Source organism: Alkalicoccobacillus murimartini, assembly GCF_030813245.1.
Classification (GTDB): domain Bacteria; phylum Bacillota; class Bacilli; order Bacillales; family Bacillaceae_D; genus Alkalicoccobacillus; species Alkalicoccobacillus murimartini.
The window spans coordinates 1-15442 of sequence record NZ_JAUSUA010000005.1 but is presented as its reverse complement, the minus strand read 5'-3'; the positions used below and the strand labels follow the sequence as shown (position 1 = coordinate 15442).

23 protein-coding genes are annotated in these 15442 nt (G+C 39.4%); 14 read left to right on the top strand and 9 right to left on the bottom strand.

The genetic code is table 11. The annotated features are described in order from the left end of the window. The first annotated feature begins 93 nt into the window (after window positions 1–93). Window positions 94–915 carry a recombination regulator RecX gene (recX, locus tag J2S05_RS15070; RefSeq protein ID WP_306984226.1) on the top strand — a complete coding sequence of 274 codons (822 nt, stop codon included), beginning with the start codon at window positions 94–96 and terminating at the stop codon, window positions 913–915. Beyond that, the gene (locus J2S05_RS15065; protein WP_306984225.1) at window positions 912–1220 is read left to right on the top strand and encodes a YfhH family protein; all 309 of its coding nucleotides are present in this window, start codon (window positions 912–914) and stop codon (window positions 1218–1220) included. Before recX ends, J2S05_RS15065 begins: the two co-directional genes overlap by 4 nt. A gap of 67 nt (window positions 1221–1287) precedes the next feature. On the opposite strand, the gene J2S05_RS15060 is transcribed toward J2S05_RS15065, so the two are convergent. Together J2S05_RS15060 and sspK are read right to left on the bottom strand one after the other, a co-directional pair. Beyond that, window positions 1288–1440, bottom strand: a complete 153-nt coding sequence (locus J2S05_RS15060; RefSeq protein WP_306984223.1) for a YpzG family protein — start codon at window positions 1438–1440, stop codon at window positions 1288–1290. A gap of 20 nt (window positions 1441–1460) precedes the next feature. Further along, window positions 1461–1616: a small, acid-soluble spore protein K gene (sspK, locus tag J2S05_RS15055; protein WP_306984221.1), complete on the bottom strand. Its 156-nt coding sequence runs from the start codon at window positions 1614–1616 to the stop codon at window positions 1461–1463. Window positions 1617–1705: 89 nt separating this feature from the next. Here sspK and J2S05_RS15050 point away from each other — a divergent pair, with 89 nt between their 5' ends. Next, complete coding sequence (locus tag J2S05_RS15050; protein WP_306984219.1) at window positions 1706–1954, top strand: YfhJ family protein; 249 nt, start codon at window positions 1706–1708, stop codon at window positions 1952–1954. A 50-nt stretch (window positions 1955–2004) separates the two neighbouring features. Here the strand turns inward: J2S05_RS15050 and J2S05_RS15045 are convergent, their stop codons facing one another. Further along, on the bottom strand, window positions 2005–2988 hold the full coding sequence (locus J2S05_RS15045; protein ID WP_306984217.1) for a metal-dependent hydrolase: 984 nt from the start codon (window positions 2986–2988) through the stop codon (window positions 2005–2007). 58 nt (window positions 2989–3046) lie between these two features. Between J2S05_RS15045 and J2S05_RS15040 the strand changes: the two genes are divergently transcribed. The 3 genes from J2S05_RS15040 to J2S05_RS15030 are packed head-to-tail and all read left to right on the top strand — an operon-like array spanning window position 3047 to window position 5215. After that, a complete protein-coding gene (locus J2S05_RS15040) occupies window positions 3047–3355 on the top strand; it encodes a hypothetical protein (protein ID WP_306984215.1) in 309 nt (102 codons plus the stop codon). Between the two features lie 13 nt (window positions 3356–3368). After that, the gene (mutY, locus tag J2S05_RS15035; protein ID WP_306984214.1) at window positions 3369–4460 is read left to right on the top strand and encodes an A/G-specific adenine glycosylase; all 1092 of its coding nucleotides are present in this window, start codon (window positions 3369–3371) and stop codon (window positions 4458–4460) included. Further along, window positions 4460–5215: an SDR family NAD(P)-dependent oxidoreductase gene (locus J2S05_RS15030; RefSeq protein ID WP_306984212.1), complete on the top strand. Its 756-nt coding sequence runs from the start codon at window positions 4460–4462 to the stop codon at window positions 5213–5215. The genes mutY and J2S05_RS15030 overlap by 1 nt, the downstream gene beginning before the upstream one ends. A 307-nt stretch (window positions 5216–5522) precedes the next feature. Here the strand turns inward: J2S05_RS15030 and J2S05_RS15025 are convergent, their stop codons facing one another. Continuing rightward, the gene (locus tag J2S05_RS15025; RefSeq protein ID WP_306984210.1) at window positions 5523–5870 is read right to left on the bottom strand and encodes a hypothetical protein; all 348 of its coding nucleotides are present in this window, start codon (window positions 5868–5870) and stop codon (window positions 5523–5525) included. After that, window positions 5863–6084 (bottom strand): cytosolic protein, encoded by a 222-nt coding sequence (locus tag J2S05_RS15020; protein ID WP_306984209.1) that lies wholly within the window; start codon window positions 6082–6084, stop codon window positions 5863–5865. The genes J2S05_RS15025 and J2S05_RS15020 overlap by 8 nt, the downstream gene beginning before the upstream one ends. A 100-nt stretch (window positions 6085–6184) precedes the next feature. Between J2S05_RS15020 and fabL the strand changes: the two genes are divergently transcribed. The 4 genes from fabL to J2S05_RS15000 all read left to right on the top strand — a co-directional run bounded on the left by fabL (window position 6185) and on the right by J2S05_RS15000 (window position 9716). Next, window positions 6185–6934 carry an enoyl-[acyl-carrier-protein] reductase FabL gene (gene fabL / locus J2S05_RS15015; RefSeq protein ID WP_306984207.1) on the top strand — a complete coding sequence of 250 codons (750 nt, stop codon included), beginning with the start codon at window positions 6185–6187 and terminating at the stop codon, window positions 6932–6934. A 61-nt stretch (window positions 6935–6995) separates the two neighbouring features. Next, on the top strand, window positions 6996–7151 hold the full coding sequence (locus J2S05_RS15010; RefSeq protein ID WP_306984205.1) for a gamma-type small acid-soluble spore protein: 156 nt from the start codon (window positions 6996–6998) through the stop codon (window positions 7149–7151). A gap of 237 nt (window positions 7152–7388) precedes the next feature. Continuing rightward, complete coding sequence (gene ntdP / locus J2S05_RS15005; RefSeq protein WP_203090303.1) at window positions 7389–7916, top strand: nucleoside tri-diphosphate phosphatase; 528 nt, start codon at window positions 7389–7391, stop codon at window positions 7914–7916. A gap of 54 nt (window positions 7917–7970) precedes the next feature. Next, the gene (locus tag J2S05_RS15000; RefSeq protein WP_306984203.1) at window positions 7971–9716 is read left to right on the top strand and encodes an ABC transporter ATP-binding protein; all 1746 of its coding nucleotides are present in this window, start codon (window positions 7971–7973) and stop codon (window positions 9714–9716) included. Window positions 9717–9773: 57 nt separating this feature from the next. Here the strand turns inward: J2S05_RS15000 and J2S05_RS14995 are convergent, their stop codons facing one another. Both J2S05_RS14995 and J2S05_RS14990 read right to left on the bottom strand, forming a co-directional pair. Further along, complete coding sequence (locus J2S05_RS14995) at window positions 9774–10829, bottom strand: FUSC family protein (protein ID WP_306984200.1); 1056 nt, start codon at window positions 10827–10829, stop codon at window positions 9774–9776. 42 nt (window positions 10830–10871) lie between these two features. Further along, window positions 10872–12170 carry a glutamate-1-semialdehyde 2,1-aminomutase gene (locus J2S05_RS14990; RefSeq protein ID WP_306984198.1) on the bottom strand — a complete coding sequence of 433 codons (1299 nt, stop codon included), beginning with the start codon at window positions 12168–12170 and terminating at the stop codon, window positions 10872–10874. 198 nt (window positions 12171–12368) lie between these two features. Between J2S05_RS14990 and bcp the strand changes: the two genes are divergently transcribed. The 3 genes from bcp to perR all read left to right on the top strand — a co-directional run bounded on the left by bcp (window position 12369) and on the right by perR (window position 13688). After that, window positions 12369–12842: a thioredoxin-dependent thiol peroxidase gene (gene bcp, locus J2S05_RS14985; protein ID WP_306984196.1), complete on the top strand. Its 474-nt coding sequence runs from the start codon at window positions 12369–12371 to the stop codon at window positions 12840–12842. Between the two features lie 25 nt (window positions 12843–12867). After that, entirely contained in the window at window positions 12868–13164 is a 297-nt protein-coding gene (locus tag J2S05_RS14980; protein WP_306984194.1) for a cyclic-di-AMP receptor, read from the top strand. Between the two features lie 83 nt (window positions 13165–13247). Next, entirely contained in the window at window positions 13248–13688 is a 441-nt protein-coding gene (gene perR, locus J2S05_RS14975; protein ID WP_306984192.1) for a peroxide-responsive transcriptional repressor PerR, read from the top strand. A gap of 55 nt (window positions 13689–13743) precedes the next feature. Here the strand turns inward: perR and J2S05_RS14970 are convergent, their stop codons facing one another. Next, complete coding sequence (locus J2S05_RS14970; RefSeq protein ID WP_306984190.1) at window positions 13744–14100, bottom strand: YgzB family protein; 357 nt, start codon at window positions 14098–14100, stop codon at window positions 13744–13746. 159 nt (window positions 14101–14259) lie between these two features. On the opposite strand from J2S05_RS14970, the gene J2S05_RS14965 reads away from it, so the two are divergent. Beyond that, on the top strand, window positions 14260–15132 hold the full coding sequence (locus J2S05_RS14965; protein ID WP_306984188.1) for a nucleotidyltransferase-like protein: 873 nt from the start codon (window positions 14260–14262) through the stop codon (window positions 15130–15132). A 38-nt stretch (window positions 15133–15170) separates the two neighbouring features. Here J2S05_RS14965 and J2S05_RS14960 read toward each other — a convergent pair. Continuing rightward, window positions 15171–15442: hypothetical protein (locus tag J2S05_RS14960; RefSeq protein WP_306984186.1), on the bottom strand; the 272-nt coding region annotated here is incomplete at its 5' end.

Below are 15442 nucleotides of genomic sequence, written 5' to 3'. Positions count from 1 at the left end.
TAAACTCTCCTTCAGTGTATGATGTTAAAGTGAGTATACCCGAATTTCTTATAACTAAAGATAATTCTTTTCTAATGAACAAGGAGGTGCGTCATGGCTGTTATTAGTCGCATAACTATGCAAAAACGTAACAAAGACCGTTTAAACATCTATTTGAGTAAGGCAGGTAAAGAAGAGTTTGGTTTTGCTGTCGATCAAGATGTTTTTGTCAAATATAATTTAAGCAAGGGCTTAGAGATTAATGAGAAGGAAATTAAAGAACTCATTGAAGAGGATGAAAAGAAAAAGACGATCAACCTTGGACTTCATTATCTCTCGTACCGAATGCGCACGGTTCATGAAATGACTGATTACCTTGAAAAAAAAGAGAGACAACCTGAGCATATAAAAGCCGCGCTCGAAAAATTTAAGGAGCTTGGCTATTTAGATGATCAAGCGTTTGCTTCTTCCTATGTAAGGAGTAAGTCAGCCACCCAAATTAAAGGACCGATGAAACTTAAGCAGGAGCTGAAGCAAAAAGGGGTAGGTCAACATGTAACGGAAGAAGCCATTGACCAATTCAGTGAAGAGAGTGAGAAGGAATTAATCCAAAAGTGGGTGGACAAGCAAACACGAAAGACTGCTAAGGAGTCCAGATCAAAACAAAAACAAAAATTATATCAGCAGCTTCAGGGAAAAGGCTTTTCATCTGGGCTGATCCAAGAAGTTCTTCAAGACATGGATCCAGCAGAGGAAGCTGATGAACAACAAGCATTACTTTTTCAGGCAGTTAAATTAGAACGAAAATACGCATCAAAGTATACAGGAAAAGAATATAGGCTTAAAATGAAACAGGCATTGTATCAAAAGGGGTTCTCAGTTCAGTTGATTGAAGCCTATTTGGATGAGCATGAAAGAGAGGACGATGAGACATGAGCGACAAACGTTTTAGTGACATGACAAAACCTGAATTAAGACAAGAGATCACGGCACTTAATGAGCGGGCAAGAAAAGCAGAACAGATGGGGATGCTCAATGAGTTTGCTGTGTACGAACGAAGAGTCCTATTAGCGAAGGCTTATCTTCTTGACCCGAATGATTTTAATCCAGGAGAAACGTATCAATTAAAAGATGGAGAAACCACTTTCTCTATTTCATATATGAATGGGCAATTTGCATGGGGCTATAGAAACAACGAGTCCAAACTAGAAGGAATTCCAATTTCTTTGATTGAGCAATAAAGCAATAAAGCAATAAAGCAATAAAAAGCAGGGAAGTATATTCCCTGCTCCAGACGAATGGTGTAGCTTACGTTCGGGTTCTCATTTGCTTCTCTAAAATGATGTTGTGCTGACTCTGCTCGGTTTCGCCATTTACTTGATTAAACGATTTTTTGGCGTTAGCTCGAGGGGATTGGAAAGGATCTTTGTAGTGAGATGTGAAAGATTGTTTCTTACTCATTACACTTGCCACCTCCGTCATCATTTGTTTGAATGATTGGTATTGGAGCTTAACATACGCTCCTGTGGTCGATCCGCAATCGTACCATCAGCACGTTTTGAAGAGAACTCCGGTTTTGCTTTTGGCTCTCCTGATAAGGAGATCCGTCCCGGAAAATGAGATGCTTTGTTCCTCATGCTGCAGCCTCCTCTCCTGGTGGCCTACTTGTATTGTGTGCGGATCACATAGAACTATAAGACGTAATTTTTGTAAGGAGGATTGAATAATGGAAAGCATATTTGAACAGCTGGCAGAACGACTACTTGCCCGTAACTCAGAACTCTCGCATGAACAGGCAAGAACGTGGGTGGAAAGCCTTTGGGAAGACTTTGATGCCACCCGTGCTAAAGCAGGCAGACCTTATAGAGGTCCAGAAACGACAGAAGCTGTCGTTATCAAATGGATTGATCAATATGGTCCGTATTTACACCGCTATAAACCCGGACAGCAGAAGTTTAATCATTTGAACGGATAATTGACCACAAAAAAGGAGGGGACCATGATGGTCAACCTCCTTTTTACCGCTTAAGTCACGACCTTTAATTTTTTTTGTAAAGTTTCTTCACTAAAGACCCAGCCTGTATAGGATGAAACGATGGAGAAGTTTTCATCCATTTGTACAATAGCAACAAAAGGGTAATGTCCTTTGCTTCGATATCGTAAATCATAGAACCGTACTTCTTGGATGCCTTCATTGCTTTCATCTACTTCCCATCTGTACGTTGGTGAGAAGGAAAGGAAGGCAGAGAGGTTCGGATCTTTTCTTGCTGCATTAATAATCGTTGTCTCAGGAATCGGAACAAACTGGTAGCGTTCAAAAAAGTTAATCGTTCTTTGTTTCGATTCGGCTACATGCAGCATGTTCGGTGTTCTAATAACTAAATGCCACTGATTCCAACGAATCGATGGTGACACAAATATATGTGTGGCATCCGGGTGTAGTTCTTTCGCGTTTTGAACGACTCGACGTTTCTCAATTATTCTCCACCCATAATAGAGGATTAACAATCCGTACAAGCCAAGAAAAACAGGCCCTGCTGGCGCCAGCTCACTCCACCAAATAAGAATAGCAATTAAATGAGCTGAAAAAATGAATGGATCAAAGATATTAATAATTCCTAATGCAATCCATCGATTTGAGAAAGGTCGCAAAGCCTGGGTTCCATAGGCATTAAAGATATCAACAAATACATGCAAAAAAACAGCAATAAAAGTCCAAAGAAGTAATGTGGGCCAATTAGACCCATTTACAAACAAAGCAATAATACTTGATATAAGAAAAGACCAGATAACGATGGCTGGTATGGAATGTGTCAGTCCTCGATGATTCCGTATATAAACGGCATTATTTCGCAATTTTAAAATGGTATCAAAGTCAGGAGCCTGAGAGCCAATGATAGCGGCAATCATAACAGCACCTGGCATTACAGGGTTTGTGGCGACGGCTGGATCTATTGTAGCTAGTCCACCAAGGCCAATTCCCATCACTATATGTGTACTTGTATCCATGTAACTAGGGAGCCCCCTTTAATGGTTGTATCTAAAAAAAAGTTAAGGATGTTATGCTATGGATAAATCAATTCGAGTTTTTATTGAATATAAAGTTCAAGGAGAAGCAAAAGAAGCGTATGAGCAACTCATGCCTTCTGTAATCAAAACATTATCTGAAGAAGGTGCTTCTCAGATTGAATGGTTTGAAGCTGCTGATCAACCTTTGTTGTATGTTGAAATGTTTGAGGTTGCATCGTTCTCCCATTATCAGCGTTTAAAAGAGCTGCGTCAAACCAAAAACCATCCTTTATTTTCAGAATTAGACATTTATATAGAAGGTGGCTTAACTAAATTGCATTGTTGGGCCTTTCGTCAAAAAGCATAAGGAGTGAATACAGTTGATATTACACTGTACAGATCAAATAAACATCAATGAATTCCGCTCCAATTTAGTCACTTGGTTTTATCAGAATCAACGTGAATTACCCTGGAGAGAGAATAAAGATCCCTACCGAGTCTGGGTATCTGAAATTATGCTACAACAAACACGAGTTGATACTGTTATTCCATATTATCTGAACTTCATGCGTCAGTTTCCTGAATTAGAGAATCTAGCTGAAGCATCAGAAGATGAAATTCTTAAAGCATGGGAAGGTCTTGGTTATTATTCCCGCGTACGGAATTTGCAAACCGCCGTTCGTGAAGTTGTCTCTCATTATAATGGAGTAGTTCCGGATACAAGAGAGGAAATATCAAATTTAAAAGGAGTTGGCCCATATACAGCAGGAGCCATCTTAAGTATTGCTTATGATAAAGCGGAGCCGGCAGTAGATGGCAATGTGATGAGAGTCTTATCAAGAGTATTAGTCATTGATGAAGATATCGCAAAAGTAAAAACACGTAAAACATTTGAACGTGAGTTGTACGAATTAATTGATCCAGAAGATCCATCTGCTTTTAATCAAGGGTTAATGGAATTAGGTGCTCTTGTCTGTACACCAACATCTCCTGGGTGTTTGCTTTGCCCAGTACAAAGTCATTGTGGAGCGTATCACCAAGGGTTACAAAATCAATTACCTGTTAAAACCAAAAAGAAAAAAGCTATACCAAAAAACATGGCGGCATTTCTGATTAAAAATAATAAAAATGAATACCTCATTGAAAAACGTCCAGAGACAGGCTTGCTTGCTGGTCTTTGGCAATTCCCTAACTTCGAAGTATCTTCCGTTTCTGCCAAAGAGGAGTTAGAGGAGGCTTTAATGAATGGATATGGGATTGAGACTTACACACACGGGGAACCCATCCAGTATATTGAACATGTATTTTCCCATATCATTTGGAACATCTCGGTTTTTGAAGCAAAAGCAAAACAAGCGGAGAGTGCATCGGGTACAAGTTTGAAGTGGGTATCACAGGGTGAGCTTGAACAATACGCCTTTCCGGTTTCACATCAGAAAATTATTACACACACGATAAGAGGTGAAGCGTAATGAATTTACATTTACAAGATAGGGTCGTATTCATAACGGGTGGTTCAAAAGGTATTGGACGAGCCATTGCTGAGGCATTTTTACATGAAGGAGCAAACGTTGCGGTTGCGGCCCGTGGCAAGGAAGAATTAGAGACCTGTCAAAAGGAGCTTGGAGTCTTGGCGATTCAAGCTGATCTTGCGGTAGAAAGCGAACGTGAACGTGCATTTGCTGAGGTTCTAAAGAAATACGGACAGATCGACATCCTAGTAAATAATGTTGGTGGTAGCAATGGAACCACCATTGATCAGACGGAGCTACAAACGTTTCAAGAGGCGTTTGACCTCAATTATTTCTCTGCAGTTCATTTTAGTAAGCTAGCCATTCATGAAATGAAAAAGCAGTCATCAGGCTCCATTATTAATATCTCATCTATTTTTGGGCGAGAGGCTGGTGGCAAGCCAACGTATAACGGGGCAAAAGCTGCCTTAATTAGTTTTACAAAGTCACTAGCTGATGAAGTCATTAAATCGGGCATCCGAGTGAATGGTGTAGCACCCGGATCAATTCTTCATCCCTCAGGTAATTGGCAAAAGCGCATAGATGAGGATCCAGAAAAAATGAAAGCATTTGTGGAAGCCGAAATTCCAGCAGGACGCTTTGGCTCAGCAGAAGAAGTCGCAAACACCGTCGTGTTTCTTGCATCAGAAAAAGCGAGCTGGGTCGTTGGAGCTACACTAAATGTCGACGGAGGACAATCTAAGTCAAATTTTTAATTGAAATGTATCACACTTTGAAAGGAACTTTACGAATCCTCCTTTCTAATATATCCAACTCAAAAGCAAAGACGATAGGTTCTATCTAGAATCCTTCGTCTTTTAATTATTCATATCACGTATCCTATGCTTACTCGAAATCAGTTAATGTATTTTGAAGACTCTCTCTCCAAGCGGACGGGATGGGGAGGCCGACTCCAGTGGGATAAAAAGGCAGGGTTGAAATACACTGGCGCTAGCCAGTTTAGTTCAACGCCTCCCACGGAAAGCGAGCCCCCCATCCCGGGAGCGACGAATCTAAACAAACCTACATCTCATCATTAATCAGATGAATCTCTTTAATCTTTGCTTTGGTTTCTTCCGTACCCAGTCGATACAACGCATCAAAAATATCATTTAGACCACGCTGGTATTCATTTTTATCCGCATCACCCTCCGTATCATCAAAATGACGAAAGCTTATTAAATTACCTAGCTCTACGTCATGTGCCTGAACTTCGTGTAACAAATGCTCAAGATCCTCTCGTTCACTAAGAGAAGCTGCGATTTCATATTCAATGAGTTGCCCATCGTTTACACGCACCGGACTAATGGTATCCATACTAATCGGATTTAAATTCACATAATAAAGCTGTTTTTCCTCCTCGTTAGTCAAAATGAACCTCCGTCCCTTGAGTATAGGTTGCACTCTGATGCAATCCCCCTCTAGATTCAATCTCTTTAATAATTTGAATATGAATGGCGGCACCTTCTTGATTCAAATATGGAGTAATCTGACCCAAACTATGGTGAAAAAAAGCAAGCTCCTTATCCGTCCATTTTTCTTTTTCCATCATCGATAGTTCTGTCATATCGCGTCCTACATACATAAGCAGTCTCCTTTTTACTTTTTATACGATGTAGTGTGGCTTTCATGCTTGGTAGCTATGCGCTATAATAAATGGGCATATTTGATTGGAGGAGAAAGAATTGAGTCAAAAGGTAGCACTTGTTACAGGAAGTAGCCGAGGCATTGGAAAACAAATTGCTTTACGGTTAGCTGAACGTGGATATGATTTAGTTATTAATTACGCAAGAAGTAAGCAGCCAGCATTAGATACAGCGGCTGAAATTGAAGCATTAGGACAAAAAGCCATCGTTGTTAAAGCGAATGTTGGTAAGCCCGAAAAAATAAAAGAACTGTTTAAAGTAGTAGATGAAGAATATGGTCGTTTGGATGTATTTGTGAACAATGCAGCATCTGGCGTTCTCAGACCATTAATGGAGCTTGAAGAAAATCATTGGGATTGGACAATGGATATTAACGCTAAAGCTCTTCTGTTTTGCGCTCAAGAAGCAGCGAAAAGAATGGCTAAAAATGGCGGCGGACGTATTGTCAGCTTAAGCTCACTCGGTTCCATTCGTTATTTGCCTAATTACACTACGGTTGGTGTCTCAAAAGCAGCAGTTGAATCATTAACTCGCTATTTAGCAGTTGAGCTTGCGCCAATGAACATTGCCGTTAATGCGGTTTCGGGTGGTGCCGTTGATACGGATGCACTAACCCATTTCCCGAATCGTGAACAACTATTATCGGATGCTGCAGAGCGCACGCCAGCTGGGCGAGTAGTCGAGCCTGCAGACTTAGCCAATGCAGCTATCTTCTTATTATCTGATGAAGCGAATATGGTTCGTGGTCAAACATTAATTGTCGATGGTGGAATTTCACTTCTAGCCTAAAAAAATGTTGTATAAGACAATCACCTTCCGGACATCTTAATGTTTGTGGAGGTGATAAACCATGGCGAACAAAACAAATACAAACGCTAAGACTGTTAAGAAGCAAAACCAAGCTTCTGAACAAGGTAACTACAACACTGAATTTGCATCTGAAACAGATGTGCAAGAAGTGAAAAAACAAAACCAACAGTCTCAGTCTAAAAAAACACAACAATAATACTCTGGTTTAATTAGCAGAGTAAACGCCCTCTGACCAATCGGTTTAGAGGGCGTTTTTACTACATATAAACTTAATATATTAGCTTGTTTTATGAATTCAGGCGCTTACCGTTTCAAAACGATATATAAAACTGTATAATGAAAGTGGATAAAAGGATGGTTGGTATGTAATTTATTGCAGTAAACAGGAATGATCCTGTTTAAGGCGTCCGCAGCAAAGAGAAAGGAGCCATTTATGAACTTTCCCAAAGTAGGAAGCAACATTCAAATCCATAGCTATAAACACAATGGATCACTTCATCGCATTTGGGAAGACACAATTGTGCTTAAAGGGACGTCAAAAGTCGTAATTGGTGGGAATGATCGAATTATCGTAAAAGAGTCAGACGGACGAAATTGGCGGACAAGAGAACCGGCCATTTGTTATTTTGATTCTGAAACCTGGTTTAATACAATAGGTATGATTCGTTCTGACGGTATTTACTATTATTGCAATCTTGGAACTCCATTTACGTGGGACGATGAGGCAGTAAAGTATATAGATTACGATCTCGACATAAAAGTGTTTCCGGACATGACCTTTAAGCTTTTAGATGAAGACGAGTATGAGCTTCATAGCAAAGCGATGAATTATCCTCCGGAGCTTGATGGTATTCTTAGAAGAAGTGTAGATGAACTAATCTCATGGATTCATCAGAGAAAAGGACCATTTGCTCCACAATTTGTAGAGAGCTGGTACGAGCGTTATCTGCAATATCGATGAGTAAGAGGCCTGGATTCCAGGCTTTCTTTCTTTTATGAAGAAGGTGTAAGAAATTTGGGTAGTATCCGTAGGTATATGGAGTTTGTGAAGCCATATTGGAAACAGATTGTAGCGACAATATTAATTGGTATCTTGAAATTTGGGATACCCTTACTACTGCCACTAGTTATGATGTATATCATAGATGATCTCATTCTTAATGACGCTTTAAGTCAAGCCGACAAGCTTTCCACTCTTTATTGGATTATGGGAGGCATGTTTTTTCTTTTTGTAGTGGTCCGTCCACCAGTAGAGTATTATAGACAGTATTTTGCTCAGTGGATTGGAAACAGAGTCCTTTTTGACATTCGTGATAACTTATTTCATCATATTCAAAAATTGAGTCTGCGCTTTTATTCGAATCGAAAAGTCGGAGAGATTATTTCGAGAGTCATTCATGATGTGGAGCAGACGAAAAACTTTGTTATAACAGGGTTAATGAATATTTGGCTTGATTTATTTACGATTGTGATTGCCATTATTATTATGATGAATATTCATTTTTGGTTGACGATCGTAGCGATTTCGATGTTCCCTCTGTATGGATTCTCCATTAAATATTTTTATGCAAAACTACGCAGCTTAACGAGAGAGAGATCTCAAGCACTCGCAGAAGTTCAGGGGCATTTGCATGAACGTGTTCAAGGGATGAATATTATTCGTAGCTTTGCACTTGAGGAACATGAACAGAAATCATTTGCTAAGAGAAACAATCATTTCTTAGATAAAGCGATTGACCATACGAGATGGAATGCGAAAACGTTTTCAGTTGTTAATACGATTACTGACTTTGCTCCTTTGTTAGTATTAATTGTTTCTGGTTACTTTGTTATTACAGAGTCACTTGAGGTCGGAGCTATGACTGCATTTGTCCTTTATATGGAGAGACTGTATAGCCCGTTACGCAGATTAGTTAACTCATCTACCACATTAACTCAATCTATTGCTTCAATGGATCGAGTGTTTGAATTTATTGATGAGAAATATGATATCAAGGATACGAACGAAGCCGTAGGACTTGATGACGTGCAAGGGGCCGTAGCATTTGAACATGTGTCCTTCTCGTATGAAGAACAAGATAAGCATGTTCTAACAGATATTAATTTAGATGTTAAACGTGGCGAAACCATTGCTTTTGTAGGAATGAGTGGTGGAGGGAAAAGTACATTAATTAGCCTAATCCCGCGTTTTTATGATGTGACGGAAGGTCGTATTCTAGTTGATGGTCAAGATATCCGAGGATTAAAGGTACGAACGTTAAGAGATAAAATAGGCATGGTACTCCAGGATAATATCTTGTTTAGTGATACGATAAAAACAAATATTAAAATGGGAAATCCAGATGCAACAGATGAAGAAGTGACGCGTGCAGCTAAAGCGGCAAATGCTCATGACTTTATTCAAGAGCTCACTCATGGCTATGATACACAGGTTGGGGAGAGAGGCGTTAAGTTATCTGGTGGACAGAAGCAACGAATTGCGATAGCACGTGTCTTCTTAAAAAACCCACCAATCTTAATATTTGATGAAGCAACTTCTGCTCTTGACTTAGAAAGTGAACATTACATTCAAGAGGCTTTAGCAACATTAGCCAAAGATCGGACAACTTTTATTGTCGCGCACCGTTTATCAACGATTACGACAGCAGATCGAATTGTAGTAATCGAAAACGGGCAAATTACAGAGAGCGGTTCGCATCAAGAGTTAATCGAAAAAGAAGGAAGCTACCATAAGTTGTTTCATGTTCAACAGCTTAGTTAAACGAATGACAGTAAAAAAAGGAAAACCCTCTCTGCAATAGAGAGGGTTTTCCTTTTTTTAAGGTGCTATTTCATTATGTGAGGTTAAGTTTTCGACTAATGTATCTAGGTATTCAAGTTCTTCTTGATATTCAATGACCTCTGAAATAGCAGGTAGAAAATGATGCCATTGAGCTAAATCAAACTCAGGCTCTTCATATAAAGTTACAAACAAATCGGTCAGCTTCGCCTGGCCCTTGTCAATATCACTGATCAATTCCTCAGAAGGGTTTTTGTTCACCTTACCTGCATATCTCATCATAATACGACTGTGATAGGTGGTTAAATGCTCCAGTTGAGTTTGAATTATTTCTCTTACTCGAGGAGGAAGCTCATCTAACTCTTGGAGGCGTTTATCAAAGCTGCTTAGAACATCAAGTGCTTTTTTGGATGTGTGCACCATTTGCCTAAATGCGACAACACGTCTTGCTTTTCCAAAGCTTCTTTTTAGGAAATACGTCCGTTCTTCTTTAAATAAATCAAAAAGCGTGTCTAGCTTCTCCATTTCTGAATACAAGCGATCAATATCTTGTTTAAGCATTTTTAAGTCTGCATCCTTATGCACAAATAATATTAACCACTGTATTGTTTCATCCACGGCTTTGGTCATACGCTCGTACAGCTTCAATTCATAGCGCGGAGGTATAAAGATCAGATTGACGATAAAGGCGGCAAGAATCCCAAGTATAATTAAGAAAAACCGTCCAGCTGCAAATTGTAGGAAGTTCTCACTAGGTGTCTCCATTATAATAATAATCGTAACAATGGCGATTGGAATCGTCGCTGATTGTAGATTTAACTTTAAAATAATAGCAATGGATAGTGCCACAACCACACCTACAACAAACGGTTCATTACCAAACGTGATAACAAAGATCACTCCGAGTGCTGCCCCAATTGCATTCGCTTGTGCTTGATCAAGAAGTGTTTTAAATGTCCGATAGATAGAAGGCTGAATGGCGAATGCCGCTGCAATCGCAGCGAAGGTCGGTGGTTCAAAACCTAACCACTCAGCCAAATACAAAGCAAGAATAATGGCCAATCCAGTTTTAAATATTCTAGCTCCTAGTTTCATCTTGGATGAATCCTTTCCACATTAGTAAACGGTCAGAGGATATTAAAATGTCGCAGCCACCTCAGCTAATGCAAGGTCTGCGGCCTCTAATGTTTTTGTGATGTCTTCCTCAGTATGGGCAATGGTTAAAAACCATGCTTCAAACTTAGAAGGGGCTAAATTGATGCCTTGATCTAGCATACTTTTGAAAAAGATAGCGAACTGATTCGTATCTGTTGCATTTGCCTGGTCATAATTTGTGATCGTTTCTGAACCAAAGTATAGGGTCAAAGCTCCTTTTATGCGATTAACTGTACATTGAACATGGTGTTTACGTGCAAGGTGTAATAGTCCAGTCTCAAGTCTTTCCCCTAGATGATCCAAATGCTCGTATACCCCTTGTTCTTCCAACACTTCTAAACAAGCAATACCTGAAGCCATAGAAGCTGGGTTACCTGCCATCGTTCCTGCTTGATAGGCAGGTCCAAGAGGTGCTACTTTTTCCATAATGTCTATTCGACCGCCGTAAGCGCCAATCGGTAGACCGCCACCGATGATTTTTCCGAGTGCAGTCATATCTGGATAGACGCCGAGATAATCCTGTGCACCTCCATACATAAATCGGAAAGCTGTTATGACCTCATCATAGATGACCAACCCACCATATTGATGTGTTAGCTCATTCACTTGCTGCAAGAAACCAGGAGCGGGCTCAACCATCCCGAAGTTACCCACAATTGGTTCAACCAAGACAGCGGCTATTTCGTCTCCCCAACGTTCAAGCGTTTCACGGTAAGCGTCTATATCATTAAAAGGAACAGTAATCACTTCTTTAGCAATACTTTTAGTTACGCCAGCAGAATCAGGTGTTCCAAGTGTTGCAGGGCCAGAACCTGCTGCTACGAGAACTAAGTCAGAATGACCGTGATAGCAGCCGGCAAACTTTACAATTTTGTCTCGCCCTGTATACGCACGTGCGACTCGAATCGTAGTCATAACGGCTTCAGTACCAGAATTCACAAAGCGAACTTTTTCTAATGAAGGAATAGCTGTTTTTAATTTAGAAGCGAACTCATTTTCTAATTTTGTAGGTGTTCCGTATAATACACCATTCTCAGCAGCAGTTTGAATGGCCTTTGTAATAGTGGGGTGGGCATGTCCAGCGATGATTGGACCATAAGCTCCTAGAAAATCAATGTACTGATTATCATCTTCATCCCAGAAGTATGCACCAGACCCTCGTTTCATAAAAACAGGGGTTCCTCCACCTACTCCTTTGTAAGCGCGCGATGGGCTATTTACCCCACCAAGTATATGTTCTTGTGCTTCCGTAAATAATTGTTCTGATCTTTCTCTTTTCATTAAAGGGTTCCCTCCAGCAGTCTAAGTCTCTCATAGCCATTCAACCATATGCATAAGTGAACAGCAAGTTTTTAAAGGATGAGAGGGGTTATCAGTTCTATATTTAGGGTACATACTGAGTAATATGTTCGTGAACATTGATAAAGAGAACGGAATCGGATACGATTTAATAACTAAAATGATAAAGGAATGATTAGCATGACAGCAGAAGTCGGGAATACAGCACCAGATTTTACCCTACCAATTACAACAGGTGAAACCAAAGCTCTCTCAGAATATAAAGGTCAGCATATTGTTCTTTATTTTTATCCTAAGGACAATACACCAGGGTGTACAACGGAAGCGTGTGACTTTCGGGACTTAACGGGTCCTTTAAAAGAACAAGGAGCTGTTGTCTTAGGCGTAAGTCCAGATTCAATAAAAAAACATCAAAATTTCACGGAGAAATATTCGCTACCATTTCCTTTGTTTGCTGATGAGAATGCAGAAGCTGCTGAAGCGTATGGTGTATGGCAATTAAAGAAAAACTTCGGAAAAGAATACATGGGCATCGTTAGGTCGACATTTGTCATTGATAAAGACTTTAAAATAGTGAAGGAATGGCGTAAAGTAAAGGTTAAGGAGCACGCAGATGAAGTGCTTGCTTATTTGAAAGAATTAAATGAAGCATAATAAGCAGTAAAACAAGGAGGCCTTCATGAAATTACTTGTATGTATTTTGGATGATTTCTACAAAGATCAAGTAGAAAAAGAGTTGCGCGAAAAAGGATATAGAATGACTGAACTAGCTAGTTCTGGAGGTTTCTTAAGAAGAGGAAGTACTACGTTTCTATTTGGGGCCAATGAAGACGACTTACCAACGTTGCGTGATTCTCTAAAAGAAGCTTGCCTAAACGTTGAGAAAACAAAACAACGAAAAGATAAGAAGACTCATAGGTATACATCGTTCTTGATTCAGTCAGGTGATTTATCACACTTGTTAACAAATAGGTAACGCTGCCTAATTGACAGGGTGTTTCGTCATAGCTTATAATTATTATAAAGTAATAATAGGTTTCGAAAGCGAGGTGCGTGACGATGTCAACTAATCATCGCCTGCATGATGCAGTTGAGGCTCTGAAAAGTACGCGTGTCCGAATGACTCCTCAACGCCACGCCATTTTAGAGTATCTATATGAATCATTGATCCATCCTACTGCAGACGATATATATAAAGCACTTGAAGGAAGATTTCCAAATATGAGTGTTGCGACTGTTTATAACAATCTACGGGTTTTTAAAGAAGTCGGCATTGTTAAAGAATTGACGTATGGAGATTCCTCCAGTCGGTTCGACAGTGTGACAACAGATCATTATCATGTGATTTGTAACGAGTGTGACAAAATAGTTGATTTCCATTACCCGGGCTTGAATGAAGTCGAGTCACTAGCTGAGCATGTTACTGGATTCAGTGTCAGTGGGCACAGAATGGAAATCCATGGTATCTGTCCAGAGTGTAATGGTAAGGTCGAACATTAATAAATAAAAAACAAAGCCCATCAGTATAATCTGAAGGGCTTTGTTTTTTTTTACTTTACGTTTTGCTAGATTTTCGATTATAATTTTCATCAAAGTCGAGGCCTTCAAGATCTTTGTCTACAGTTAAAGGCTGGTTACAATGCATACAAGCATCTACTCGGCCAAGAACTTTGGTATGCTTATCACAGCTTGGACATTGCACAGGTACTGCGCGGGTGGATAACATCCCAATAAAGAAATAAACAACGGTACTTGAAATGACAGCCAAAAAACCAATAATCATAGAGATGGTCATTATTATGGCATTGCCTCTAAAGAAGATACCGATATACATAATGAGAATTCCGATGAAAACCAAGGAAAGAGCAAAGGTTCTAATTTTATTTATTTTGTTTGAGTACTTAATGGCCATTTCTCCGCCTCCTCGACAAAAAGTATATCATAGAAAGCGTATACAGACATTGATTTTTAAGTTGATGGATTGAGAGGGAGGATGTTGGCTGTTTCGTGTTGAATTATTTTGGTACATCTTTTTATATAAAAGAGTCTTTTCTCTACAGGAGGGTACATCATGGACATGCTGTTAAGGCAACTCTACCAAGATCAAGCGAGCAAGGATCATACATGCGCTATTATGGTATTAAAGAAAGATGATTCATCTTTTTTAAGTACAGATGGTTTTGATGCGATTATTTTATTGATATCTGATGAAGCAAATGAATTACATAGTAAACATTATGAAGCGATGGGAAAGCGAGTCGCATTTCACACGATGAGTCAAGACATGATGCATCATTCATTGATAACAGGTAACCAAAGGCGTTTAATTGATTGGCTTGTAAATGGTAAGATAGTCTATGATAGAAATGAATTCATGCAAGATGTCAAAATACGAATTGATAGCTTCCCTCCAGGTGATCGCTCAAAGAAGCTAACTATGCAATTCGCTAAGCTTCTTCGTAGATTTGAAGAAGGTAAAACTTTGTTTAATCAAGGGTTTGTTCTTGATGGGTTTAGTAATTTATTTCATGCCTTACACCACCTTGCTAGGATTGCTGTTATTAAGGACGGGTTTTATCCAGAGGTGACAGTCTGGGAGCAGGTGAAGAAAATTGAACCTGAGATTCATAAGCTTTATCAAGAAGCGTTAAATAGTGAAGAGGGTCTTGATAAGCGAATCGAGTTACTCATTTTGGCTTTGGAGGTCGCGATTATTTCAAAACTGGAATTAGGAACAACGCATTTTCTTGAGGTGCTTCGTTCTATAGAAGGAGAAGCTTCAATTTCTGACCTATTAGTAATCCCTGAGGTGCAAGAGTATCGAATTGATTTAGAGTTAGTTTTAAACGTATTAATAGAAAAAGGATTCGTTTCTATAGTAAAGAGAGAGACACCTGCTAAAGCTATCTTTCAAACAAAATATAAAATAAATAACTTTCTTTAAGAAAGTTATTGACTCATTTGTTGTGGCGTGTTAAATTATTACTTGTCGCTGCGGAGGAAACATGCAGCTGGCAAGCAAAACTTTTTAAAAAAAGTAATTGACATTAACAGCAACAAAATGTTATTATTTAAAAGTCGCTGATAACGACAAACAAGTTCTTTGAAAACTGAACAAAAGCCAAGCGTACGAAGAGATACACAGTATCTCATAGTAACAAAAAAGTCGCAGTTCATTCTGTGCAATTGGAAAGTTGATGGAGACATCAACGCCAGCAGTTGAGCAATCAACTCACCACTTTTATGGAGAGTTT

What these genes read in the sequence shown, in the direction of transcription:
- recX (WP_306984226.1), top strand. Translation starts at nt 94, where the DNA reads ATGGCTGTTATTAGTCGCATAACTATGCAAAAACGTAACAAAGACCGT.
- J2S05_RS15065 (WP_306984225.1), top strand. Translation starts at nt 912, where the DNA reads ATGAGCGACAAACGTTTTAGTGACATGACAAAACCTGAATTAAGACAA.
- J2S05_RS15060 (WP_306984223.1), bottom strand. Translation starts at nt 1,440, where the DNA reads ATGAGTAAGAAACAATCTTTCACATCTCACTACAAAGATCCTTTCCAA.
- sspK (WP_306984221.1), bottom strand. Translation starts at nt 1,616, where the DNA reads ATGAGGAACAAAGCATCTCATTTTCCGGGACGGATCTCCTTATCAGGA.
- J2S05_RS15050 (WP_306984219.1), top strand. Translation starts at nt 1,706, where the DNA reads ATGGAAAGCATATTTGAACAGCTGGCAGAACGACTACTTGCCCGTAAC.
- J2S05_RS15045 (WP_306984217.1), bottom strand. Translation starts at nt 2,988, where the DNA reads ATGGATACAAGTACACATATAGTGATGGGAATTGGCCTTGGTGGACTA.
- J2S05_RS15040 (WP_306984215.1), top strand. Translation starts at nt 3,047, where the DNA reads ATGGATAAATCAATTCGAGTTTTTATTGAATATAAAGTTCAAGGAGAA.
- J2S05_RS15030 (WP_306984212.1), top strand. Translation starts at nt 4,460, where the DNA reads ATGAATTTACATTTACAAGATAGGGTCGTATTCATAACGGGTGGTTCA.
- J2S05_RS15020 (WP_306984209.1), bottom strand. Translation starts at nt 6,084, where the DNA reads ATGTATGTAGGACGCGATATGACAGAACTATCGATGATGGAAAAAGAA.
- J2S05_RS15010 (WP_306984205.1), top strand. Translation starts at nt 6,996, where the DNA reads ATGGCGAACAAAACAAATACAAACGCTAAGACTGTTAAGAAGCAAAAC.
- ntdP (WP_203090303.1), top strand. Translation starts at nt 7,389, where the DNA reads ATGAACTTTCCCAAAGTAGGAAGCAACATTCAAATCCATAGCTATAAA.
- J2S05_RS14995 (WP_306984200.1), bottom strand. Translation starts at nt 10,829, where the DNA reads ATGAAACTAGGAGCTAGAATATTTAAAACTGGATTGGCCATTATTCTT.
- J2S05_RS14990 (WP_306984198.1), bottom strand. Translation starts at nt 12,170, where the DNA reads ATGAAAAGAGAAAGATCAGAACAATTATTTACGGAAGCACAAGAACAT.
- bcp (WP_306984196.1), top strand. Translation starts at nt 12,369, where the DNA reads ATGACAGCAGAAGTCGGGAATACAGCACCAGATTTTACCCTACCAATT.
- J2S05_RS14980 (WP_306984194.1), top strand. Translation starts at nt 12,868, where the DNA reads ATGAAATTACTTGTATGTATTTTGGATGATTTCTACAAAGATCAAGTA.
- perR (WP_306984192.1), top strand. Translation starts at nt 13,248, where the DNA reads ATGTCAACTAATCATCGCCTGCATGATGCAGTTGAGGCTCTGAAAAGT.
- J2S05_RS14970 (WP_306984190.1), bottom strand. Translation starts at nt 14,100, where the DNA reads ATGGCCATTAAGTACTCAAACAAAATAAATAAAATTAGAACCTTTGCT.
- J2S05_RS14965 (WP_306984188.1), top strand. Translation starts at nt 14,260, where the DNA reads ATGGACATGCTGTTAAGGCAACTCTACCAAGATCAAGCGAGCAAGGAT.